Genomic DNA, 22,408 nt, shown 5'->3' with positions numbered 1-22,408 from the left:
GGTGCATGCGCTGAAGAATTTTTCGTCAGCGCGCTCCCACGACGCTGATCTGAAACAATACACCTTCGTCTTCTCAGACGGGTGTTTGTGCCCGCAGGGACGCAGGCGATGGCGCACGGCGTGAAATCGCATGCGGCGCCCAAGGCAGTAATGAGATCGCGATCATTCTCGGTCTCGTCGCATATGGGTGGGGAATTGTCCAAAGCGCGCGATGCGCTAGCTCGATGCGCTGAGCCGCAGGAGGCGGCCGGCAGAGCACTCGGGTACCGGTTGCCCTTAGGCATCCGGTCCCTTCTCACAAATCTTAGAAGCCTTTTCCGCGGGTCAGTTCCGACACGACGGTACCGGCGATGATGCGGATATCCATCACGATCGAGAAGTTGGCGACGTAATAGAGATCGCTGACGATGCGGGCACGCGCCTTGGCCGGACGATCGGTCGGGCCGCGCAGGCCGCGCATCTGAGCAAGACCCGTCATGCCGGGGCGCATGGCGTGGCGCTGATGGTATTCCGGGACGAGCTCTTCGTAGAGCATGCCGCCGGCGCGCATGCCGATCGCATGGCAGCGCGGGCCGACGACCGACATGTGACCCATCAGTACGTTCAGCAGCTGCGGCAGCTCGTCGACGTTCGTGCGGCGCAGGATGGCGCCGACCCGAGTGATGCGCGGGTCGTTCTTCACCGTCTGGGCAACACCGGAGACATCGCAGAGATCGGTGCGCATCGAGCGGAACTTGTAGACCTTGATGGCCTTGCAGTTCTTGCCCCAGCGGGTCTGCTTGAAGAGCACCGGTCCCGGGCTGTCGAGCTTGATCAGCAAGGCGACGAACAGAAGGAAAGGGGCAAGGACGAGGAGGGCGCTCAACGACGAAACGATGTCGAACGCCCGCTTCAGGACAAGATCCATCCACGGCGCCTGCGGCGCATCGCTATGGATCACAGGGGTCTGGATCTTCAGGCTCGGCTGCTGGCGGCGGCTCGGCCGGAAGGACTCAGTCGAAATGCTGTTGTTTAGTTCCGTGATGCTCAAGGATCGTACTCTGTTGTCTTCGAGGGGCGCGGCGGCAATAGGCGATCAATGGTTTTACCCTGTCACCAGGGCTGCACTCAGGTCTTGGTAACCCTACTAAAACGGAAAAATGCGACAATTGTGTAATGGTGTCCAGAGAAATATCGCATCGCAATAAATCTTTCGCATCTGCGTTAAGTTGAGGCAAGCTCATGATATTTCGTTAATAATTGGAATTTCGTCAAGGTTTCTAGGCCTTTGGCGAGGGCTTTCGGGGGTCGTTCGGCGTGTTGTTTCGGCACGCGACTGTCGGTCGTCGAGGGGTATTTTTAACCAATCGCGCCGCGAAATTTTTTTTGCCGGGATGCGCGGTCGTTCCCAAACTGTGTCAGAATATGACAAAATCAAGGCGGGAAGCGGCACCGGAAAAGTGAAAAACGGGTTTCAGGCGGAGAATCAGCCAATCGGGCCGGCCGTTTGCGAATCACTCTCGGGCTGCCTGCCCGGACCTAGTCGCGCATAGCTGTAAGTTCAGGGATGGGTGCGGGTGGTTACGCCGGTTCGAGGACGCGTCTCGTGCCGCCCCAGGAGATGAAGTTCGGGTTGGCGAAGTCGAAATCGGCTGCGGCCCCAGTCTTGCCGTAGGTCAGCGGCGCTCCGTCGAGCGTCACCGTCGAACCGCCGGCGGCGCGCAGCACCGCATCGCCGGCCGCCGTGTCCCATTCCATCGTGCGGGTGAAGCGCGGATAGACGTCGGCCTTGCCTTCGGCCAGCAGACAGAATTTCAGCGAGGAGCCGATATTGGTGCATTTGGAGATGGCGTGGTGGGCGAGGAAGCTTCCGGTCTCCGGGCTGTTGTGACGAAGGCTGGCGAGTGCCAGCCTGTCGTCCGGCTGTGCGCGCACGGTGATCGCACTGCGCGCACCGACGGTGAAGTCATCGGTGACGACGAGCCTTTCGGCGTGGCCGCGTTCGCCCGAGAAGGCAAGCCCGAGTGCCGGGGCGTAGACGATGCCGGCCACCGGGGCGCCGTTCTCTATATATGCGATGTTGACGGTGAATTCCTGCCGTCCATCGACGAATTCTCGCGTGCCGTCGAGAGGATCGACCAGGAAGAAGCCGCGGCCGGCGATGTCGGGCACTTTTCCGGCGGCGACCGATTCTTCGGCCACGACGGGTATTTCCGGATAATCTCCAGCGAGATGAGCGAGGATGATGCGTTCGGCCTCCTCGTCGGCGACCGTGACCGGACTTGCATCCGCTTTCATGGCGACCGGGAAACCTTGGCGCAGGACCGTGATAATGGCCTTGCCGGCTTCGAGCGCCGCCCGTTCAAATGTCCTCAGCATTGTCCTTTTGCCGTTCGCCACGCGGGTCGAGCACCCCACTGTTGCTCGTCCGCAAACCATCCCTGTCACCACACACTCGATATGGTGTTTTCCATCGCGCTCTGCAGCCCCTAATGCAGTTCCACAAAGCTACCATAAGTTTTCAGAGTTGTCAGACGAAGAAGGGGCATATCCTCGTGAAATGCTATTCGCAAAAATCGCAGGCTTGGGGTCTGAATTTGCGCCATCTTCCAATTCTATGGAATAGCTTGCGCCACAAGCGACATAGGGAAATCGCCGACGACATCTCCGAACCGTTAACTCGGTGGCAGTTTCTGACTAAAAACAGGCGGTTCTTTGCCGATTTTCTGTGGATTTTGGTTCAAAATGCGCCACATAGGCCTGTTCTGACAAGAATTTGTCGGAGTAAATCCTTTTTGTCTTCACATTTCCACCGAAACCGGTATGCATTCGGCCTATGAGGTTCTCTGAAACGGGGAACCGAAGAACCAAAAAGAGATGCAGCCTGTTCGGTTCGCATCCAGGGGAAAACGACATATGGAGTATTTCGTCCAGCAGCTCTTCAATGGGCTGACGCTCGGATCCATCTATGGCCTTGTGGCTATTGGCTATACGATGGTTTACGGCATTATCGGCATGATCAATTTCGCCCATGGCGATATCTTCATGCTCGGCGGTTTCGCCGCTCTTATCGTCTTTCTCGTCCTCACATCCATCTTCGCAGGTCTCCCGGTGGCAATTCTGCTGCTGGCGATGCTTGTCGTTGCGATGCTGATGACGAGTTTGTGGAATTGGACGATCGAGCGCGTCGCATATCGTCCGCTGCGCGGTTCCTTCCGCCTGGCGCCGCTGATCACGGCGATCGGCATGTCGATCACGCTGTCCAACTTCATCCAGGTAACGCAGGGTCCGCGCAACAAGCCGATCCCGCCGATGGTGAGCACGGTCTATCAGTTCGGCAACATCTCGGTGTCGCTGAAGCAGATCATCATCATCGTGATCACGGCGGTGCTGCTGACGATCTTCTGGTACATCGTCAATCATACCGCACTTGGCCGCGCCCAGCGCGCCACGGAGCAGGACCGCAAGATGGCGGCGCTGCTCGGCGTCAATGTCGATCAGACGATTTCCATCACCTTCGTCATGGGTGCGGCGCTGGCTGCCGTCGCCGGCACGATGTATCTGATGTATTATGGCGTCGCTTCGTTCGCCGACGGCTTCACGCCGGGCGTGAAGGCCTTTACCGCAGCGGTTCTCGGCGGCATCGGCTCATTGCCGGGCGCCGTTCTCGGCGGATTGATGATCGGCCTGATCGAATCGCTGTGGTCGGCCTATTTCACCATCGCGTACAAGGATGTCGCGACCTTCGCCATCCTCGCTTTCGTGCTGATCTTCAAGCCGACGGGTATCCTCGGACGGCCGGAAGTCGAGAAGGTATAACGTCATGGCAAACATTGAACATTCTGCAGGCAAGCCCGATGCCGGACTTGTCCGCAAAGGCCTTACCGAAGCCCTTTTCGCCGCTGTCCTTTCGTTCGGCATGTTCGTTCTCTATGTCGGCCTCAAGACTGACCAGAACATCAACAACGAGCTGATCATCGTCCAACGCTGGGGGCTGCTTGCGATCTTCGTCGCGGTCGCCGCGATCGGCCGCTTTGTGATGGTCGTTTTCGTCAAGCCGAATATCGACCGCCGCAAGCTCAACAAGGCGCGCCAGGGCGATCTCGATATTTCGACGGACAAGAGCTTCTTCCATCGGCATTTCCTGAAAATTGCGCTGATTGCACTGCTGCTCTATCCTATAGTGATCGTGGCGCTTGTCGGTGCTCAGGGCTCACTGAAATGGGTCGACAATTTTGGCATCCAGATCCTGATCTACGTGATGCTCGCCTGGGGGCTGAACATCGTCGTCGGCCTCGCCGGCCTGCTCGATCTCGGTTATGTCGCCTTCTACGCGGTCGGCGCCTATTCCTACGCGCTGCTTTCGAGCTATTTCGGCCTGTCCTTCTGGGTGCTGCTGCCGCTTTCCGGCATCTTCGCCGCACTCTGGGGCGTCATCCTCGGCTTCCCGGTGCTGCGCCTGCGCGGCGACTACCTCGCCATCGTGACGCTTGCCTTCGGTGAAATCATCCGTCTCGTCCTCATCAACTGGACAGATGTCACCAAGGGGACGTTCGGTATCTCGAGCATTCCGAAGGCGACGCTCTTCGGCATCCCCTTCGATGCGACGGCCGGCGGCTTTGCCAAGCTCTTCCATCTGCCGATGTCTTCAGCCTATTACAAGATCTTCCTCTTCTATCTCATCCTGATGCTCTGCATGCTGACGGCCTACGTCACCATCCGGCTGCGCCGCATGCCGATCGGGCGAGCCTGGGAAGCGCTGCGCGAAGACGAGATCGCCTGCCGTTCGCTGGGGATCAACACGGTGACGACCAAGCTTACCGCTTTTGCGACGGGCGCCATGTTCGGCGGCTTCGCAGGCTCGTTCTTCGCGGCGCGCCAGGGCTTTGTTTCGCCGGAATCCTTCATCTTCCTGGAATCGGCAGTGGTTCTTGCCATCGTCGTTCTCGGTGGCATGGGCTCGCTGACCGGCATTGCGATCGCTGCGATCGTCATGGTCGGCGGTACCGAAGCGTTGCGCGAAATGGATTTCCTGAAAGCGGTCTTCGGGCCCGATTTCACGCCGGAACTCTACCGTATGCTGCTCTTCGGCCTCGCCATGGTCGTCGTCATGCTGTTCAAGCCGCGCGGTTTCGTGGGCTCACGTCAGCCGACCGCCTTTCTTAAGGAAAGCAAGGCAATATCCGGAAGCTTTACCAAGGAGGGCCACGGTTGATGAGCCCCGTTACCAACACGATGTCCAGCGATACGCTGCTCAAGGTCGAGCACCTGTCGATGAAGTTCGGCGGCCTGATGGCCATCAACGACTTCTCTTTCGAAGCCAAGCGCGGCGACATCACCGCGCTGATCGGGCCGAACGGCGCCGGCAAGACCACCGTCTTCAACTGCATCACCGGCTTCTACAAGCCTACGATGGGGATGATCACGCTCAACCAGAAGAGCGGCAAGCAGTATCTGCTGGAGCGTCTGCCGGATTTCCGCATCACCAAGGAAGCCAAGGTGGCGCGCACCTTCCAGAACATCCGGCTGTTCTCCGGCCTGACGGTTCTCGAAAACCTGCTCGTCGCCCAGCACAACAAGCTGATGAAGGCGTCGGGTTATACGATCCTCGGCCTTATCGGTATCGGTCCCTACAAACGGGAGGCGGCCGCATCGATCGAGCTTGCCCGCCATTGGCTCGAGAAGGCCGATCTGATCGACCGCGCCGACGATCCGGCCGGCGACCTGCCCTACGGCGCCCAGCGGCGTCTCGAGATCGCCCGCGCCATGTGCACTGGTCCCGAGCTGCTTTGCCTGGACGAACCGGCCGCCGGCCTGAACCCGCGGGAATCGGCAACGCTCAATGCGCTGCTGCAGAGCATCCGTGCCGAAACCGGAACATCTATCCTGCTCATCGAACATGACATGTCGGTGGTCATGGAAATCTCCGACCACGTCGTCGTGCTCGAATACGGCCAGAAAATTTCCGATGGCACGCCGGATCACGTCAAAAACGATCCGAAGGTCATCGCGGCCTATCTCGGTGTCGAGGATGAAGAAGTGGAAGAGGTGATCGCAACCGTCGAGCAGCTCGAAGGAGGCGCAAACTGATGGGCGATGAAGTAATGACGGGTCAACCGCTCCTTCAGGTGAATGGCGTCGAAACCTATTATGGCAATATTCGTGCGCTGGCCGGCATCGACGTCCATGTCAGCAAGGGCGAGATCGTCAGCCTGATCGGCGCCAACGGCGCCGGCAAGTCGACGCTGATGATGACGATCTGCGGCAGCCCGCAGGCCCGGACCGGCTCGGTCATCTTCGAGGGCCGCGACATCACGCGCATGCCGACCCACGAAATCGCTCGCTTGCGCATCGCGCAGTCGCCCGAGGGACGCCGCATCTTCCCGCGCATGACGGTTCTGGAAAACCTCCAGATGGGCGCCGGCCTCGACAATCTCAAATATTTCGCCGAGGACGTCGAGAAGATCTTCGCGCTCTTCCCGCGCCTGAAGGAACGCCACGCCCAGCGCGGCGGCACGCTTTCGGGTGGCGAACAACAGATGCTGTCGATCGGCCGCGCGCTGATGGCGCGACCGAAGCTGCTGTTGCTCGACGAACCCTCGCTCGGCCTTGCGCCGCTGATCGTCAAGGGCATCTTCGAGGCGATCCGCAAGCTCAACGAACAGGAAGGTCTCACCGTGTTCCTCGTCGAGCAGAACGCATTCGCTGCGCTGAGGCTTTCGCACCGCGCTTACGTGATGGTGAACGGCAAGGTGACGATGAGCGGCTCCGGCAAGGAACTGCTCGCCAATCCTGAAGTCCGCGCCGCCTATCTCGAAGGCGGAAGACACTAGCTCGAAGGGAGAGTTTGATATGCAGGGACTTTTCTTCGAAAGCGATGTCGGTGTTCGACTTGTCATCCGCGCGATCGTCGTGCTGATCGGCTTCTGGACGGCCTGGCGCGCCGGCAAGGCCGTGGCGGAAGGCTGGAACAACTATCCGCTAGCCGTCGTTTACACCTTCCTTCTCGCCTGGGCCATGCAGTTTCTGCATCACGCCCTGTTCAATGGGCCGATGCTCAGCGCGCTCTACTACAGCATCGATTTCGTGACGCTGCTGGTCTTCTCGACCGCCGGCTTCCGCTTTCGCCGCACCAATCAGATGGTCAACAACTATTACTGGCTGTACGAAAAAACTTCCGCGTTTTCGTGGAAGGACAAACATTGACAGTCCGTTGAAACTAGGCATGAATTGCCTTCAGAGTGGAACAGCTTTCCTGGCGCAGTCAATGGTGGGTAGTGCGCTGGGCCTTGGACCGGAACCCGCCCAAAAATTGGGAGTAACAATATGAAGAAGTCTCTTCTGTCGGCAGTGGCTCTGACGGCGATGGTCGCCTTCAGCGGCAACGCATGGGCCGACGTTCTCATCGCTGTCGCTGGTCCGCTGACTGGCCCGAACGCCGCGTTCGGCGCTCAGCTCCAGAAGGGCGCCGAGCAGGCGGCCGCCGACATCAACGCTGCTGGCGGCATCAACGGCGAGCAGATCAAGCTCGAGCTCGGCGACGACGTCTCCGACCCGAAGCAGGGCATCTCGGTTGCCAACAAATTCGTTGCCGACGGCGTCAAGTTCGTCATCGGCCACTTCAACTCGGGCGTTTCGATCCCGGCTTCGGAAGTTTATGCCGAAAACGGCATTCTCGAAATCACCCCGGCTGCTACGAACCCGAAGTTCACGGAACGGGGTCTCTGGAACACGTTCCGTACCTGCGGCCGTGACGACCAGCAGGGCGCCATCGCCGGCAAGTATCTTGCCGATCACTTCAAGGACGCCAAGATCGCCGTCGTTCACGACAAGACCCCCTACGGTCAGGGTCTTGCCGACGAAACCAAGAAGGCGATGAATGCCGCCGGTCTGACGGAAGTCATGTACGAAGGCATCAACGTCGGCGACAAGGACTTCTCGGCCCTCATCGCGAAGATGAAGGAAGCCGGCGTCTCGATCATCTATTGGGGCGGTCTGCACACCGAAGCCGGTCTCATCATCCGTCAGGCGGCCGATCAGGGCCTGAAGGCAACGCTGGTTTCGGGCGACGGTATCGTTTCGAACGAACTGGCCTCGATCGCTGGCGACGCCGTTGCCGGTACGCTCAACACCTTCGGTCCTGACCCGACGCTGAACCCGGCCAACAAGGAACTCGTCGAAAAGTTCAAGGCCGCCGGTTTCAACCCGGAAGCCTACACGCTCTATTCCTACGCTGCGATGCAGGCGATTGCCGGTGCTGCCAAGGCTGCCGGTTCGGTGGATCCTGAAGCCGTTGCCACGGCCATGAAGGAAAAGGGTCCGTTCCCGACGGTTCTCGGCGACATTTCGTTCGACGAAAAGGGCGACCCGAAGATTCCTGGCTACATCATGTACGAATGGAAGAAGGGCGCGGACGGCAAGTACACCTACGTTCCGCAGGGCTCCTAAGCATAGCTTCCCCATTTGACAGATGAGATTGAAGCCCGGTTCCGACCGGGCTTCTTTGCTTCGCGGAGGTATCAAATTCCGTCCGCCGCGGCGCTGCCAATCTGCTGCCGACGGTTTCCGCCCGATATTACCTACATCTCGTGCAGCACATGCGTCGCCTTCACGGCGGCCGAGGCCCGGTTCTCGACGCCGAGCTTCACGTAGATCTGTTCGAGGTGCTTGTTCACGGTGCGCGCCGACAGTCCGAGTATTTCGCCGATGTCGCGGTTGGCCTTGCCCTTGGCGATCCAGAGCAGCACCTCGGATTCGCGCTGGGTCAGCGAAAAGCGCTGGCGCAGCATCTCGTCGTCGCTGCGCTGATTGGCGGCGGTGAGACGGAAGAGATATTCGTCGGGGCCGATCGCGCCGAGAAAGGCGAGCTGCAGTGCCGCCTGGCCAGCATGGGCGATCGAAATGATGCCGTCGCGCACGGCGGCTGCGCGGTCGCGCATCCAGGTCGCGATATGGCGGACGACGATTTCCATGCCGTCATCGCTGCCCATGGCGGCATTGACCAGTCGCGTCGCCTGCGGCGTCGACCAGTGGATGGCGCCATCGCCTTTGACTGCTAGCAGATGGCGGCCGGCGGCGTCGAGTGCGACCCGGGCGCTCTGCGCCGAGCGGGCGTTGCGCAGATGCACACGGATGCGGGCGCGCAATTCGTCGATATTAATTGGCTTGGCGAGATAGTCCACTCCGCCGGATTCCAGCGCGTGCACGACATGCTCGGTTTCGGTCAGGCCGGTCATGAAGATGACAGGCACCTGCGCCACCGCCGCATTCGCCTTCAGCCTGCGGCAGGTCTCGAAACCATCCATGGCGGGCATGACGGCGTCGAGCAGGATCAGATCGGGCGTGATGCGCTCGACGATGCGAAGGGCCGCGGTGCCCGATGTGGCGATCAGCACGGAGAAGCCGGATTGTTCGAGCGCGTTGGTCAGGAAGCCCAGCGCTTCGGGCGAGTCGTCGACGAGCAGAACGATGTCGCGGGGGAGGGCCGGCTCAGCCAATGGATTCCACCTTTTCGTCGAAGTCGTGCAGGAACGTCATGAAGCCGGCGAGATCGAAGGCGGCGACATAGGCGCGAAGTTCATCGGTGAATGGCTGATTTGCCTCCACCTTGGCAAGGTCCGAAAGCTTGGCTTCGATGCCTCTGATATAGCCGATCTCGCCGAGCCGCAGCAATTCCTGCACATGGGCAGCGCCCGGGCTCAGCGCCGGCGCTTCGGTCTTCACTGGAGTAGCCGGCGCGGCGTCGGCATAGACCCATTTCAGGCCAAGATGCAAAGCCAGCTTGTCGCGCAGCTGGCGGATGTCGACCGGCTTGCCGATCGCATCATTGTGGCTGTCGTCGCTGTCGCCCAGAACGGCGGCATCGCCGATATTGGCCGAAAGCATCAGCATCGGCGCCGTCTGGCCGGCCTCGCGCAGGCGCGAGACCAGCTGCCAGCCGCTCATGCCGGGCATCAGGATATCGACAAGGAAAAGATCCGGCATGATGCCCTCGATCAGCGTCAGGCATTCGCCGCCGCCTGCTGCCGTCAGAACGATGAAATCGAGAGGCGCCAGGATTTCGCGCATCATCTCGCGGTGGTCTTCGTTATCGTCGACGACGACCACCGTGCGGCGCGGGCCGTCATATCCGACGATGCGCTTTTCCTGCGGCGCTGCGGCCACGGCGCGCATGACGGCGGACAGCATGAGGCGGACGCGGAAGGTCGAGCCCTCGTCCTTGACGCTCGAAACCGCAATCTCGCCGCCAAGCGTGTTGGTCAGAAGCCGGGTGATGGTGAGGCCGAGGCCGAGGCCCGGCATCGGCCGCACGCTTTCGGCCTCACCGCGCTGGAACGGTTCGTAGATGCGCGTCAGATCCTTTTCAGCGATGCCGCGGCCGGTATCGGTGACGGTGAAGGTCGCAACCTGGCTGCGATAGGCGACATCGAAGGTGACGCTGCCCTCGTCGGTGAACTTGATGGCATTGGAGAGCAGGTTGACGAGGATCTGGCGTAGCCGCTTTTCGTCGGTGCGGACGAATTGCGGCAAGGCCGGCGAGCGCTCGTGCAGGAAAGCAACGCCCTTCGCCTGCGCCTGCGGGCGGAACATGTCGACGATCTGGTCGAGGAAATCCTGGATGTTGATCTCATTGGAATAGACCTGCAGGCGGCCGGCCTCGATCTTGGAAATATCGAGTAGGCCGTCGATCAGCCCGGAGAGGTGCTCGGCGCTGCGCCGGATGACCTTGATCGAGGATTGGCGCGGCGCCGGGATGGTGTCGTCGCGCTCGAGGATCTGGGCGTAGCCGAGCACGGCATTCAATGGCGTGCGCAACTCGTGGCTGAGGCCGACGACATAGCGGCTTTTGGCGCGGTTGGCTGCCTCGGCCGTTTCCTTGGCATTCTGCAAGGCGGTGTCGGTCTTCTTGTGGGCGGCGATCTCCTTGAGCAGCAGCGTGTTCTGGCGCGAGGATTCCTCCTCGGCGACGACGCGGCTGTCATGGGCGAGCACATAGAACCAGCAGACGACGCCTGAAATCACCGAGAAGACAAAGAAGACGATGAGGATGGTGCGGTTGACGACCTCGGCCGTCTCGGGTGAGGCGGCGGCGACCTGATGGGCGATCATCGCCAGGATCGCGCCGATGGCGGTCAAGGCCAGCGCGACGGCGATGCCGTAGCGGCCGAGGCGCGTCGTCAGCTTGCCCAGAACGGTTTCCGGCAACAGCACCTTGGCGACGGTGCCGACCTGCGCGTTGAAACGGGCGGCCGGCTTGCACATGTCGTGGCAGCGGCTGTCGAGCGAGCAGCAGAGCGAGCAGATCGGTGCGGCGTAGGCCGGGCACCAGGCCATGTCCTCCGGCTCGAAGGGATGCTCGCAGACGGAGCAGGTGATGCTCGTCAGGTTCTTCCAGCTGTGGCGCGGCTTGCGGGCGAGGTAGAACTTGCCCTTCGTCGCCCAGGCGAGCGCGGGCGAGGCGATGAGCGCGATGACGAGGGTGATATAGGGCGCCAGCGAGGCGGCGGTTGCGCCAAAGGCGCCGAAATGGGCAATCAGCGATACCGTCGCCGACAGCGTCATGGCGCCGAGGCCGACCGGATTGATGTCGTAGAGATGGGCGCGTTTGAACTCGATGCCGGGCGGAGCGAGGCCAAGCGGCTTGTTGATAAAGAGATCGGCAGAGATCGTGCAGAGCCAGGCCATGGCGATGATCGAGAAGATGCCGAGCGTCTCCTCCAGCAGCCGGTAGATGCCGAGTTCCATCAAAAGCAGGGCGATCGCGACGTTGAAGACCAGCCAGATCACGCGGCCGGGATGGCTGTGGGTCAGCCGCGAGAAAAAGTTCGACCAGGCGAGTGAGCCGGCATAGGCATTCATCACGTTGATCTTCAGCTGCGAGACGACGACGAAGGCGGCCATCAACAGTAGTGCGGCATTCTGCCAGGGCACCATATAGCCGAAAGCGGTCAGATACATCTGCGCCGGATCGGCGGCCCGATCGAGTGGCACGCCCGAGGCGAGGGTCAGCACGACGAGGAAGGAACCGGCCAGCAGTTTCGGCGCGCCGATAATGACCCAGCCGGGCCCGGCGAGAAAGACGGCGAGGCGATGGCGCCATTTGCGCTGCGGGTCGGGCGGCAGGAAGCGCAGGAAGTCTGCCTGCTCGCCGATCTGCGACATCAGCGCCAGGATAACGGCAGAGGCGGCGCCGAACTGCACCAGATCGAATTCGGCGATGGTGCCGGGCGGGCCCGAGGCATGGCGAATGCCGGCAAAGGCGCGCCAGAGATCGAACTTTTCCCAATCCATGAAGGCGATGAAAATGAAGGGCAGGATGTTCAGCACGATCCAGAAGGGTTGGGTCATCAGCTGGAATTTGCTGATCAGCCGCACGCCGTGCGTCACCAGCGGGATCACCATGACGGCGCTGAGGATGTAGCCGATCCAGAGCGGAATACCGAGGGTAAGCTCCAGCGCCCCGGACATGATCGAGGCCTCGATCGCAAACAGCATGAAGGTGAAGCTCGCATAGATCAGCGAGGTGATGGTCGAGCCGATATAGCCGAAGCCGGCGCCGCGGGTCAGAAGATCGATGTCGACGCCGTGGCGGATGGCGTAGCGGCTGATCGGCAGGCCGATCGCCAGCATGGCGATCGAAGCGACGATAATAGCATAAAAGGCATTGGTGGTGCCGTAGGAGAGGGTGATGGCGCCGCCGATCGCCTCGAGCGCCAGGAAGGAGATGGCGCCGATCGCTGTCTGGGCGATGCGCTGCGAGGAGAAATGGCGGGCGCTCTTTGCGGTGAAGCGCAGCGCATAATCTTCCAGCGTCTGGTTGGCGACCCAGCGATTATATTCGCGTCTCACCGGAATGATGCGTTGGCGCGCTGCCATGTCTTCCTTCCGGCATTCCGGTTGGCCTATCGTCTCGAAACAGTTTTGGCGGGATGGGTGAGAAAGGCAAGGGCGGAGCACTGGCAGATTCACGGAACCGCCATATTTTTGAAGCCGGTCTGTCACACGGGCCGTCTAACTCTCCCGCCGTTCCTTCAACCATTTCAGGTATCACCCATGTCTGTTTCACGCCTTTTCCGCCTGAGCACCGCCCTCGTCTGCCTCGTTTCGATCGTGCCGTCGCTGGCGGGCGCCGAGCAGGCCACAGCGGCGAAAGCGCCTTATGCCGAGACCGGAAACACCAACAAGCGCGGTGACGCCTGCTTCTCGACGGTGGACACCAATGCCGCCGTTCATCTGCTCTCCGGCTTTCTCGAAATCTGGACCCCGCGCACGCCCTTCGTCGATGCGGGCGTGGAAGCCCCGGCCAAGGACAATTGCCCGGCCGTCGCCAAGACGGATTGGGACGGCATTCCCGCCAGCAAGACCGACGGTCAGGTCGTCAACAAGCTCGTCCATGATGCGAACATCGCCTATGTGGTCAAGGCGACGCGGGCGCGGACGGCCGAGCAGGCGGTGGCCGCCTACCTCGACGACCGGCGCGGCAAGAATGCCAGCATCGTCGATGGCCTCGGCCCGCTGACGGCTGCCTGGAAGGCCGGCTCCAAGCAAACCACCACGATCACCGAGGTGGCCGCCGATGCGACGACGGTCAAATATGACGATAAGGGTAACAATCGCGGCGCCGGCAGCAAGCCGGACACCGAAAACAAGACCGATGCCAATCCGGACATGGGCCTCGCAATCGACTTCATCAACGCCGCCAGCGGTGACGGCTCGACGGAGCCCGCCAAGCGCTATTTCAAATATGGCCGTCCCTACCGCTGGAGCCAGGAGGTCTCGGTCGTCCCGACGCTCGAGCCCGCCAAGAGCGGCAAACCGGTCGAGGATGGCGGCTTCCCGAGCGGGCATACGGCGGAAGCCTGGCGTGATGCGCTCGCCATGGCCTATCTTGTGCCGCAGCGCTTTCAGGAAATGATCACGCGCGCCAGCGAGCTGGGCGAGGATCGCATCCTTGCCGGCATGCATTCTCCGCTCGATGTGATGGGCGGCCGGATGCTCGGCACCGCGACGGTCGTCTACAATCTGAACAAGGCCGACAATACAGCGCTGAAGAGCGATGCCTATGCCCAGGCGCAGTCCTGGCTCATTGCCAAATCCGGCGTTGCCGATGCGGGCGCGCTCGAAGTTGCCGCGCATGCGGCGCCGATCGCCGCGGACCGCTTCGCCGATCATGACGCCAATCGCGCCTACGTGCTGCAGCGCCTGAGCTACGGCCTGCCGGCGATCCATGCGACCGATCAGCCGGCCCGCGTGCCGCAGGGCGCTGAAGCGCTTCTCGAAACACGTCTGCCTTATCTCGACGGCGAACAGCGCCGGGAGGTGCTGAAGACGACGGAGATCGCCTCCGGCTATCCGCTCATCGACGACGCGGAAGGTTATGGCCGCCTCAACCTGTTTGCCGCCGCCGACGGTTACGGCGCCTTCGATCAGGACGTGAGCGTCACGATGGACGCGGCAAAGGGCGGCTTCCATGCGATCGACAGCTGGCGCAACGACATCGGCGGCAAGGGCAAGTTTGTGAAACGCGGCAGCGGCATCCTCGGACTATCAGGCGCCAACAGCTATGCCGGCGGCACCGTACTTGAAGAGGGCGCTCTGGTGGCCGGATCGTCGTCGGCTTTCGGCTCCGGCGGACTGACGGTCGATGGCGGTTCGCTCGTCGTGGCGGCTGACAAGCCTCTGACGGTCGGCGGCGACTACCAGCAATCCGCCAATGCGACGGCGAAACTGGCGCTCGGTGCCAACGGCGCCGGCACGCTTATTGTCCAGGGCCAGGCGGCACTCGCCGGCGATCTCGACGTGACGCTTGCCGATGGTTTTGTCCCGGCCGCCGGAACGAAGATCGAGATCCTGAAGGCAGGCAGCCTTTCTGGCACCTTCGGCAAGCTCACCATCTCCGGCCACAAGGCGAGCCTCTCTTATGGCCCGACATCGGTCACCCTGACGATCGACGGATAATTTTCTTCTCGAACCAAGAGGGCATTCCCAACGGTGGGGATGCCCGTTGCTTCCGTATGTCCGTTTGCCCCCTGCGCCTACGTCATTTTGCGTATGTGTTTTTGCGATGCAGCACCCGATAGTCCCCTCGGCAACAGTTAAATTCCGTTTCCGGCCTGTTGCGGAACAAGAAGAGGGGCTCAACCAGATGAATCTCAGATCCACGATCACCAGCGCTGCGCTCGGTGCCGTCATGGCGGCATCGGCCGCTTTCCACGGCGCGGTTGCCGCCGACGACACGATCAAAGTCGGCGTATTGCATTCGCTTTCCGGCACGATGGCGATTTCCGAAACCACGCTGAAAGACGCCATGTTGATGCTCATCGACGAGCAGAACAAGAAGGGCGGCCTTCTCGGCAAGAAGCTCGAGGCCGTCGTCGTCGATCCGGCCTCCGACTGGCCGCTGTTTGCGGAAAAGGCCCGCGAGCTGATCCAGAAGGACAAGGTTGCTGCGGTCTTCGGTTGCTGGACGTCCTCGTCGCGCAAGTCTGTTCTGCCGGTTTTCGAAGAGCTGAATTCGCTGCTCTTCTACCCCGTGCAGTATGAGGGCGAAGAATCCTCGCGCAACATCTTCTACACCGGGGCCGCTCCGAACCAGCAGGCCATTCCGGCCGTCGACTACCTGATGGAAAAAGAAGGCGTCAAGCGCTTCGTGCTCGAAGGGACCGACTACGTCTATCCGCGCACGACCAACAAGATTCTCGAGGCATACCTGATTTCGAAGGGTATTCCGAAAGAAGACATCATGACCAACTACACGCCGTTCGGCTTCTCCGACTGGCAGACCGAAGTTGCCAAGATCAAGGAATTCGGTTCGGCCGGCAAGAAGACCGCCGTCGTCTCGACGATCAACGGCGACGCCAACGTTCCGTTCTACAAAGAACTGGGCAACAAGGGCATTAAGGCAACCGACATTCCCGTCGTCGCCTTCTCGGTCGGTGAAGAAGAACTTGCCGGTCTCGACACCAAGCCGCTCGTCGGCCATCTCGCTGCCTGGAACTATTTCGAGTCCGTGGAAAGCCCGGCCAACAAGAAGTTTATCAAGGACTGGCATGCTTACACCAAGAACGACAAGCGCGTGACGAACGACCCGATGGAAGCTGCATATATCGGCTTCAACGCATGGGTTAAGGCCGTCCAGGCCGCCGGCACGACCGATACCGACAAGGTCCTCGACTCCATCATCGGCGTCAGCGTTCCAAACCTCTCCGGCGGTTATGCGACCGTCATGCCGAACCACCACATCACCAAGCCCGTGCTGATCGGTGAAATCCAGGCCAACGGCCAGTTCGAAATCGTCCAGCAGACGCCCGCCGTCGTCGGCGACGAATGGTCCGATTACCTGCCCGACTCCAAGGACCTGATCTCCGATTGGCGTAAGCCGATGTCCTGCGGCAACTTCAACGTTGCCACCGGCAAGTGCGGCGGCAAGGGTTCCTGAGTACGACCCCGATCAGATGATTGCTTGAAGACTTCCGTCCGGGTTCGATCCCGGGCGGAAGCTCCGTCCCAGCGATTACGCCGCGACGCCAACACTATCCAGGGCGAGAAAGCCGATGTATCGCGCCATAAAGATTTTCCTTCTCACGCTTTGCCTGACGTTCTCGGGCCTGACGTTCTCGGGCCTGACATTTTCCGGCCATGCATTTCCGGGCTCGGCAATATCGAGCGAAGCTCGGGCAGAGGACGATATCCACCTGCTCATCGATGCGCTCGGCGTCGGCGACTTCCCGGAACGCGAGGCAGCCATCAAGGCGCTGGTCGCCTCCAAGGATCCGCATGTCAGCCAGATCCTGCAGCAGTTGAGCGACGGCCTTCTCTACGTCAATTCCGATGGCGGCCCGGTCCTCCTCCAGGGCGGCACCGATGACGAACCGACCTATTCCGATCCGATCAGCGGTGAAGCGGCCGCCGATGTCGATCCTGACATGATGAGCAAGGTCAAGATCAACAATGCACTTCGCGGCGTCATCAGCGCCGCCACCAGCCAGCTGACGCTGATGAGCCCGGATCGCTCGGCGCGGCTTGCCGCGGCACAAGGCCTGCTGAAGGATGCCGATCCCGCCAATCTCGACCTGCTGAACGCGGCGCTTGCGGCTGAAAAGGACGCCGAGATCAAAAATACGATGGAAGCGGCGCGCGCCGTGCTGCTGCTGAAGACGGATGCGAGCGTCGAAGACAAGAAGGCAGCGATCGATACGATCGCGGCTCGCGGCAATCGTGATGCGCTGACCATTCTGACGACCACACTCGAAACCGCGCCTGACGATCTGAAGCCGGCAATCCAGGCAGATATCAGCAGCATCAATCGCAGCCTGGCGCTGTGGGATATCGTCCAGAACGTCTGGTACGGATTATCGCTCGGCTCGGTGCTGCTGCTGGCGGCGATCGGCCTTGCCATCACCTTCGGCGTCATGGGCGTCATCAACATGGCGCATGGCGAAATGGTGATGATCGGCGCCTATACGACCTATGTGGTGCAGGAAACGATTACCTCGTCCTATCCCGCGCTTGCCGATTATTCGCTGGCCTTTGCGGTACCGGCCGCCTTCGTCTTCACCGGCTTCGTCGGCCTCGTCATCGAGCGCGCCGTCATCCGCTATCTCTACGGCCGGCCGCTCGAAACGCTGCTCGCCACCTGGGGCGTGTCGCTGATCCTGCAGCAGGCCGTGCGTAGCATCTTCGGGCCGACCAACCGCGAGGTCCGCAATCCGACCTGGATGTCCGGTGTTTTCGATCTCGGCGGGCTCTCCATCACCTGGAACCGACTGTGGATCATCGTCTTTTCGATGGTCGTCTTCGTAACGCTGCTCCTGCTGCTCAAGCGGTCAGCTTTCGGCCTGCAGATGCGCGCTGTCACGCAGAACCGCCGCATGGCATCGTCGATGGGCATCCGCACCGGCTGGGTCGACGCCTTCACCTTCGCGCTCGGTTCGGGCATTGCCGGTATTGCCGGCGTGGCGCTTAGCCAGATCGACAATGTTTCACCGAATCTCGGTCAATCCTACATCATCGACAGCTTCATGGTCGTCGTCTTCGGCGGTGTCGGCAACCTCTGGGGCACGCTGGTCGGCGCGCTCTCGCTCGGCGTCGTCAACAAGTTCCTCGAGCCCTTCGCCGGCGCCGTGCTCGGCAAGATCCTGGTGTTGGTCCTCATCATTCTCTTTATTCAAAAGCGTCCGCGCGGGCTCTTCGCGCTCAAAGGAAGGGCAGTGGAAGCATGATAACGGCCTTCCTTCTCCGGTCTCTCGATCGCAGGATCTCGATTGCGGTCGCCTTGTTGCTGGCGGCCGCCATTCTGGTGCCGGCGCTGAACCTTGCGACCGGACCCACCCACCCGCTGCATATCCCGACCTATATCATGGCGCTGTTCGGCAAGTATCTGACTTATGCGCTGCTGGCGCTGGCGCTCGATCTCGTCTGGGGGTTCTGCGGCATCCTCTCGCTCGGCCATGGCGCCTTCTTTGCGCTGGGCGGGTATGCGATGGGCATGTATCTGATGCGTCAGATCGGCTCGCGCGGCGTCTACGGCGACCCCGTGCTGCCGGATTTCATGGTGTTCCTGAACTGGAAGGAACTGCCGTGGTTCTGGTACGGTTTCGATCAGTTCTGGTTCGCGGCGCTGATGGTGCTTGCCGTCCCTGGTCTGCTCGCCTTCGTCTTCGGCTGGTTCGCTTTCCGCTCGCGCGTCAACGGGGTCTATCTCTCGATCATCACCCAGGCGATGACCTATGCGCTGCTGCTCGCCTTCTTCCGCAACGACATGGGTTTCGGCGGCAATAACGGCATGACCGACTTCAAGGACATTCTCGGCTTCAACGTCCAGGCTGACGGCACGCGTGCAGCCCTCTTTGCGGCAACCGCGGTCTTCCTGGCACTATCGCTGATTGTTGCGTCGGCGATCGTGCGCTCGAAATTCGGCAAGGTGCTGGTCGGCGTGCGCGATGCGGAAAGCCGCACGCGTTTCCTCGGTTACCGCGTCGAACATTTCAAGCTCTTCACCTTCGTCGTCTCGGCGATGATGGCGGGCATTGCCGGTGCGCTCTACGTTCCGCAGGTCGGCATCATCAACCCCGGCGAATTCGCTCCTGCCAACTCGATCGAAGTCGTCATCTGGACGGCGGTCGGCGGGCGGGCGACGCTGATCGGGCCGATCATCGGCGCGATCCTCGTCAATGGCGGCAAGACGATCTTCACCGGTCTCTTCCCGGAGTTCTGGCTGTTTGCGCTCGGCGGTCTCTTCGTCGCCGTCACGCTGTTTCTGCCGAAGGGCGTGGTCGGCACGATCGCCCCCTATCTCGGCAAACGGAAAACCGCTTCCCCTGTGAAGCCGCCGGCGGCGCAGGAAGACGGCATCGAGCCGAAAATCCAGGCAGCGGAGTGAGCACAGTGATTCCCGACGTCAAACCCAACAGCGTACTTTATCTCAACGGCGTTTCGGTTTCCTTCGATGGCTTCAAGGCATTGAATTCGCTATCGATCGTCATCGAACCCGGCGAGCTTCGCGCCATTATCGGCCCGAACGGCGCCGGCAAGACGACGATGATGGATATCATCACCGGCAAGACCAGGCCCGATGAGGGCGAAGTGTTCTTCAACGGCACTGTTGATCTCACCAAGAAGGACGAGGCCGATATCGCCCAGCTCGGCATCGGCCGCAAATTCCAGAAGCCGACGGTCTTCGAAAGCCATACGGTGTGGGACAATCTGGAACTGGCGCTGAACCGCCGCCGCGGCGTATTCTCGACGCTGTTCTATCGCCTTTCGGGGGAGGACAAAGCGCGTATCGAGGAAATCCTCGATACGGTGCGGCTGACGCACCGCCGTGACGAATTTGCCGCCAACCTGTCGCATGGGCAGAAACAATGGCTGGAAATCGGCATGCTGCTGGCGCAGGAGCCGAAGCTGCTGCTGGTCGACGAACCGGTGGCCGGGATGACCGATGCGGAAACCGCGGAAACCGCGATCCTGCTCAAGGACATCGCCAGGACCCGCTCGGTGGTCGTCGTCGAGCACGACATGGGCTTCATCCGCGACCTCGGCGTCAAGGTGACATGCCTTGCAGAAGGCTCGGTGCTGGCTGAGGGATCGATCGATTTCGTCAGTTCCGATCCGAAGGTGATCGAGAACTATCTGGGGCGGTGATCCATGCAACTTACAGGCTTGAACCTGACAATAGAACACGCTTTAAAACGGGCGGGTTTTATTGTGGGGGTTCATCATGGCTTTTCTCGGTATTCTGGTCGCGGCTATCAGCGGCGCGGTCATCTGGTATTGGCGTTTTAAAATGGTGCGTGAGGCCGGAAGCGAGATCATCGATTCCGTCGAGAGGATGCGGGGCGTCTATAGGCGCGGAAAGTTGCGCAAGCAGGCGGAGGCAGCGCCGCTGGCCGCAATCGCCGATCCGGCGATTGCGGCAGTGGCCTTCTTCTTCTGCCTTGCCAAGGAAAAGCCGATCCATCTCGACGCCGCGAAGGATGTCGTCCGCAACCGTATGAAAGGCATCATCCGGCCGGGCGATATGGAAGAGGTGCTGGTTTTTGCCGATTGGGCGTCCAAAAACGTCACCAGTCCCGAAGATCCGATCCGCCGGTTCCGGGATCTCTGGCTCAAGGCGCTCGACATGCAGGAGCGCCAGGAACTGATCGGCATTGCCGAGGACGTGGCCGCTGCCGGCGGTGAGAGAACGAAAGAACAGGAGCACGCCTTGCAGATGCTGAGGCGCACGCTGATGAACTGATGGGGAATGGGTGAACGGATGCTGACAGTCGAAAACGCAAATCTGCATTATGGCGCGGCGCAGGCGCTGCGCGGCATCTCCATCAGGGCGGAGATGGGCAAGATCACCTGCGTGCTGGGGCGCAACGGCGTCGGCAAAAGTTCGCTTCTGCGCGCCGTGACCGGACAGCATCCACTGTCGGCCGGCACCGTTACCTTCAACGATACCAGGCTGAACGGCCTGCCGCCCTTTGCCCGCGCCAAGCAGGGCATCGGCTATGTGCCGCAGGGGCGGGAAATATTCCCGCTGCTGACGGTCAAGGAGAATCTCGAAACCGGCTTTGCTCCGCTCGGCCGCCGCGACCGCAGCATCCCCGACGACATCTTCAGCCTCTTCCCGGTGCTGAAGTCGATGCTGTCGCGCCGCGGCGGCGATCTTTCCGGCGGCCAGCAGCAACAGCTGGCGATCGGCCGCGCCATGGTGACGCGGCCGAGGATTCTCGTGCTCGACGAGCCGACCGAAGGCATTCAGCCATCGATCATCAAGGATATCGGCCGGGCGATCCGTTATCTCCGCGATTCCACCGGCATGGCGATCCTGCTCGTCGAACAATATCTCGATTTCTGCCGGGAGCTTGCCGATTACGTCTACATCATGGATCGCGGCGAAATCGTCCATGAAGGCCTTGCCGAGACGCTGGATACGCCCGAGGCCCGCCGTCATCTGACCGTATGACCGGCAAATGCCGTAATTTTCGGCAGACGGCGGAGCGTTTTTCAAATCTGCCTGCTCCCCCTGCGGCTATCCTCGGACGGCATGGGAATTGCTTGCTTTCGTTACCCGCACGATTGAATGGAAAACCGGTGGCGCGACCGAAAGGCACGATATGGTGATTGCCGCGGCAGGCACGAGACCGCAAAGAGCGGAAGGACGCGGGCATCTGGCGGCAAAGCTGCTCGATGGCCGCACGCGTCTGCGTGAGCTCTATCAGGAGGGAGCGGCGAAGATCCGTCTGCCCGATACGTTCGATGCCTCGATGGAAGCCGTCATCATCAACACGGCAGGCGGGCTGACCGGCGGCGATCGAATGGACTGGAGCATCGCGGCCGGCGCCGGCACCAAGATCGACGTCACCACCCAGGCCTGCGAGAAGATCTACAAGGCATCGGCCGGCACCGCCGAGGTGACGACCAGCATCAAGGTCGGAGGGCAAGCCCGCGTCGACTGGTTGCCGCAGGAAACGATCCTCTTCGATCGAGCCGCGCTTTTTCGCCGGCTGGATGTCGATCTTGACGAGAGCGCCGAATTCCTGGCCGTCGAAGCCATACTGCTCGGCCGCAAGGCGATGGGCGAGACGGTTGAGACCGGGCTTTTCCGCGACCGCTGGCGCATCCGCCGCTCGGACCAACTGATCCATGCCGAAGAGCTGAGGCTTTCCGAAGGGGTGGCGGCGCTCGCAGCACGTCAGGCGGTGCTCGGCGGGCAGGTGGCTTTTGCGACGCTGCTTTATGCCGGGCCGCTGTCGGAAGCCTATCTCGGCAAGGTGCGGCCGCTCGTCGAGGGCGCGATGGGCGGTGCGAGCGCCTGGGACGGCAAGCTCGTCGTCCGCCTCGCGGCAGCCGACGGCTTCTCGCTCAGAAAAATCCTGATCCCGGTCATTTCCGCCTTGCGCAATGGTGCGCCTGTGCCGAAAGTTTGGAATCTATGAGTTCA

Annotated in this window: 18 protein-coding genes; 14 read left to right on the top strand and 4 right to left on the bottom strand. The window is 61.2% G+C overall.

Annotated elements, in window-relative coordinates:
* Window positions 1–304: 304 nt before the first annotated feature.
* A complete protein-coding gene (locus tag ATY75_RS13675) occupies window positions 305–1,030 on the bottom strand; it encodes a sugar transferase (RefSeq protein WP_064840424.1) in 726 nt (241 codons plus the stop codon).
* Window positions 1,031–1,560: 530 nt separating this feature from the next.
* The gene (gene cysQ, locus ATY75_RS13670) at window positions 1,561–2,358 is read right to left on the bottom strand and encodes a 3'(2'),5'-bisphosphate nucleotidase CysQ (RefSeq protein WP_088937961.1); all 798 of its coding nucleotides are present in this window, start codon (window positions 2,356–2,358) and stop codon (window positions 1,561–1,563) included.
* Between the two features lie 537 nt (window positions 2,359–2,895).
* On the opposite strand from cysQ, the gene ATY75_RS13660 reads away from it, so the two are divergent.
* The 6 genes from ATY75_RS13660 (at window position 2,896) to ATY75_RS13635 (ending at window position 8,427) form a co-directional block, all read left to right on the top strand.
* Window positions 2,896–3,798 (top strand): branched-chain amino acid ABC transporter permease LivH, encoded by a 903-nt coding sequence (locus tag ATY75_RS13660; protein ID WP_064840422.1) that lies wholly within the window; start codon window positions 2,896–2,898, stop codon window positions 3,796–3,798.
* A 4-nt stretch (window positions 3,799–3,802) separates the two neighbouring features.
* Entirely contained in the window at window positions 3,803–5,194 is a 1,392-nt protein-coding gene (livM, locus tag ATY75_RS13655; protein WP_064840421.1) for a high-affinity branched-chain amino acid ABC transporter permease LivM, read from the top strand.
* The gene (locus tag ATY75_RS13650) at window positions 5,194–6,069 is read left to right on the top strand and encodes an ABC transporter ATP-binding protein (RefSeq protein ID WP_003581862.1); all 876 of its coding nucleotides are present in this window, start codon (window positions 5,194–5,196) and stop codon (window positions 6,067–6,069) included. The genes livM and ATY75_RS13650 overlap by 1 nt, the downstream gene beginning before the upstream one ends.
* Window positions 6,069–6,812 carry an ABC transporter ATP-binding protein gene (locus ATY75_RS13645; protein WP_171899801.1) on the top strand — a complete coding sequence of 248 codons (744 nt, stop codon included), beginning with the start codon at window positions 6,069–6,071 and terminating at the stop codon, window positions 6,810–6,812. The genes ATY75_RS13650 and ATY75_RS13645 overlap by 1 nt, the downstream gene beginning before the upstream one ends.
* A gap of 19 nt (window positions 6,813–6,831) precedes the next feature.
* Window positions 6,832–7,185, top strand: a complete 354-nt coding sequence (locus tag ATY75_RS13640) for a DUF6867 family protein (protein ID WP_064840419.1) — start codon at window positions 6,832–6,834, stop codon at window positions 7,183–7,185.
* 120 nt (window positions 7,186–7,305) lie between these two features.
* A complete protein-coding gene (locus tag ATY75_RS13635) occupies window positions 7,306–8,427 on the top strand; it encodes a branched-chain amino acid ABC transporter substrate-binding protein (RefSeq protein ID WP_064840418.1) in 1,122 nt (373 codons plus the stop codon).
* A 131-nt stretch (window positions 8,428–8,558) separates the two neighbouring features.
* Here ATY75_RS13635 and ATY75_RS13630 read toward each other — a convergent pair whose 3' ends face one another.
* The gene (locus ATY75_RS13630) at window positions 8,559–9,476 is read right to left on the bottom strand and encodes a response regulator transcription factor (protein ID WP_088937960.1); all 918 of its coding nucleotides are present in this window, start codon (window positions 9,474–9,476) and stop codon (window positions 8,559–8,561) included.
* On the bottom strand, window positions 9,469–12,855 hold the full coding sequence (locus ATY75_RS13625; RefSeq protein WP_088937959.1) for an ATP-binding protein: 3,387 nt from the start codon (window positions 12,853–12,855) through the stop codon (window positions 9,469–9,471). The genes ATY75_RS13630 and ATY75_RS13625 overlap by 8 nt, the downstream gene beginning before the upstream one ends.
* Window positions 12,856–13,032: 177 nt before the next feature.
* On the opposite strand from ATY75_RS13625, the gene ATY75_RS13620 reads away from it, so the two are divergent.
* The 8 genes from ATY75_RS13620 (at window position 13,033) to ATY75_RS13585 (ending at window position 22,403) form a co-directional block, all read left to right on the top strand.
* A complete protein-coding gene (locus tag ATY75_RS13620) occupies window positions 13,033–14,937 on the top strand; it encodes a phosphatase PAP2 family protein (RefSeq protein WP_088937958.1) in 1,905 nt (634 codons plus the stop codon).
* Window positions 14,938–15,124: 187 nt separating this feature from the next.
* Window positions 15,125–16,417 (top strand): urea ABC transporter substrate-binding protein, encoded by a 1,293-nt coding sequence (gene urtA / locus ATY75_RS13615; protein ID WP_088937957.1) that lies wholly within the window; start codon window positions 15,125–15,127, stop codon window positions 16,415–16,417.
* A 115-nt stretch (window positions 16,418–16,532) separates the two neighbouring features.
* On the top strand, window positions 16,533–18,200 hold the full coding sequence (gene urtB / locus ATY75_RS13610; RefSeq protein WP_088937956.1) for an urea ABC transporter permease subunit UrtB: 1,668 nt from the start codon (window positions 16,533–16,535) through the stop codon (window positions 18,198–18,200).
* Window positions 18,197–19,360 (top strand): urea ABC transporter permease subunit UrtC, encoded by a 1,164-nt coding sequence (gene urtC, locus ATY75_RS13605; protein ID WP_088937955.1) that lies wholly within the window; start codon window positions 18,197–18,199, stop codon window positions 19,358–19,360. The genes urtB and urtC overlap by 4 nt, the downstream gene beginning before the upstream one ends.
* 5 nt (window positions 19,361–19,365) lie before the next feature.
* On the top strand, window positions 19,366–20,121 hold the full coding sequence (gene urtD, locus ATY75_RS13600) for an urea ABC transporter ATP-binding protein UrtD (protein ID WP_190241355.1): 756 nt from the start codon (window positions 19,366–19,368) through the stop codon (window positions 20,119–20,121).
* A gap of 76 nt (window positions 20,122–20,197) precedes the next feature.
* Window positions 20,198–20,716 carry a hypothetical protein gene (locus ATY75_RS13595; protein ID WP_088937954.1) on the top strand — a complete coding sequence of 173 codons (519 nt, stop codon included), beginning with the start codon at window positions 20,198–20,200 and terminating at the stop codon, window positions 20,714–20,716.
* Window positions 20,717–20,734: 18 nt separating this feature from the next.
* Window positions 20,735–21,430, top strand: a complete 696-nt coding sequence (gene urtE / locus ATY75_RS13590; RefSeq protein WP_088937953.1) for an urea ABC transporter ATP-binding subunit UrtE — start codon at window positions 20,735–20,737, stop codon at window positions 21,428–21,430.
* A 151-nt stretch (window positions 21,431–21,581) separates the two neighbouring features.
* On the top strand, window positions 21,582–22,403 hold the full coding sequence (locus ATY75_RS13585; RefSeq protein ID WP_088937952.1) for an urease accessory protein UreD: 822 nt from the start codon (window positions 21,582–21,584) through the stop codon (window positions 22,401–22,403).
* Window positions 22,404–22,408: the final 5 nt, after the last annotated feature.

This window comes from Rhizobium sp. N122 (assembly GCF_002211295.1).
Lineage (GTDB): Bacteria > Pseudomonadota > Alphaproteobacteria > Rhizobiales > Rhizobiaceae > Rhizobium.
This window is presented reverse-complemented; position numbering and strand designations above follow the sequence as displayed.

What these genes read in the sequence shown, in the direction of transcription:
- cysQ (WP_088937961.1), bottom strand. Translation starts at nt 2,358, where the DNA reads ATGCTGAGGACATTTGAACGGGCGGCGCTCGAAGCCGGCAAGGCCATT.
- ATY75_RS13660 (WP_064840422.1), top strand. Translation starts at nt 2,896, where the DNA reads ATGGAGTATTTCGTCCAGCAGCTCTTCAATGGGCTGACGCTCGGATCC.
- livM (WP_064840421.1), top strand. Translation starts at nt 3,803, where the DNA reads ATGGCAAACATTGAACATTCTGCAGGCAAGCCCGATGCCGGACTTGTC.
- ATY75_RS13650 (WP_003581862.1), top strand. Translation starts at nt 5,194, where the DNA reads ATGAGCCCCGTTACCAACACGATGTCCAGCGATACGCTGCTCAAGGTC.
- ATY75_RS13645 (WP_171899801.1), top strand. Translation starts at nt 6,069, where the DNA reads ATGGGCGATGAAGTAATGACGGGTCAACCGCTCCTTCAGGTGAATGGC.
- ATY75_RS13640 (WP_064840419.1), top strand. Translation starts at nt 6,832, where the DNA reads ATGCAGGGACTTTTCTTCGAAAGCGATGTCGGTGTTCGACTTGTCATC.
- ATY75_RS13635 (WP_064840418.1), top strand. Translation starts at nt 7,306, where the DNA reads ATGAAGAAGTCTCTTCTGTCGGCAGTGGCTCTGACGGCGATGGTCGCC.
- ATY75_RS13625 (WP_088937959.1), bottom strand. Translation starts at nt 12,855, where the DNA reads ATGGCAGCGCGCCAACGCATCATTCCGGTGAGACGCGAATATAATCGC.
- ATY75_RS13620 (WP_088937958.1), top strand. Translation starts at nt 13,033, where the DNA reads ATGTCTGTTTCACGCCTTTTCCGCCTGAGCACCGCCCTCGTCTGCCTC.
- urtA (WP_088937957.1), top strand. Translation starts at nt 15,125, where the DNA reads ATGAATCTCAGATCCACGATCACCAGCGCTGCGCTCGGTGCCGTCATG.
- urtB (WP_088937956.1), top strand. Translation starts at nt 16,533, where the DNA reads ATGTATCGCGCCATAAAGATTTTCCTTCTCACGCTTTGCCTGACGTTC.
- urtC (WP_088937955.1), top strand. Translation starts at nt 18,197, where the DNA reads ATGATAACGGCCTTCCTTCTCCGGTCTCTCGATCGCAGGATCTCGATT.
- ATY75_RS13595 (WP_088937954.1), top strand. Translation starts at nt 20,198, where the DNA reads ATGGCTTTTCTCGGTATTCTGGTCGCGGCTATCAGCGGCGCGGTCATC.
- urtE (WP_088937953.1), top strand. Translation starts at nt 20,735, where the DNA reads ATGCTGACAGTCGAAAACGCAAATCTGCATTATGGCGCGGCGCAGGCG.
- ATY75_RS13585 (WP_088937952.1), top strand. Translation starts at nt 21,582, where the DNA reads ATGGTGATTGCCGCGGCAGGCACGAGACCGCAAAGAGCGGAAGGACGC.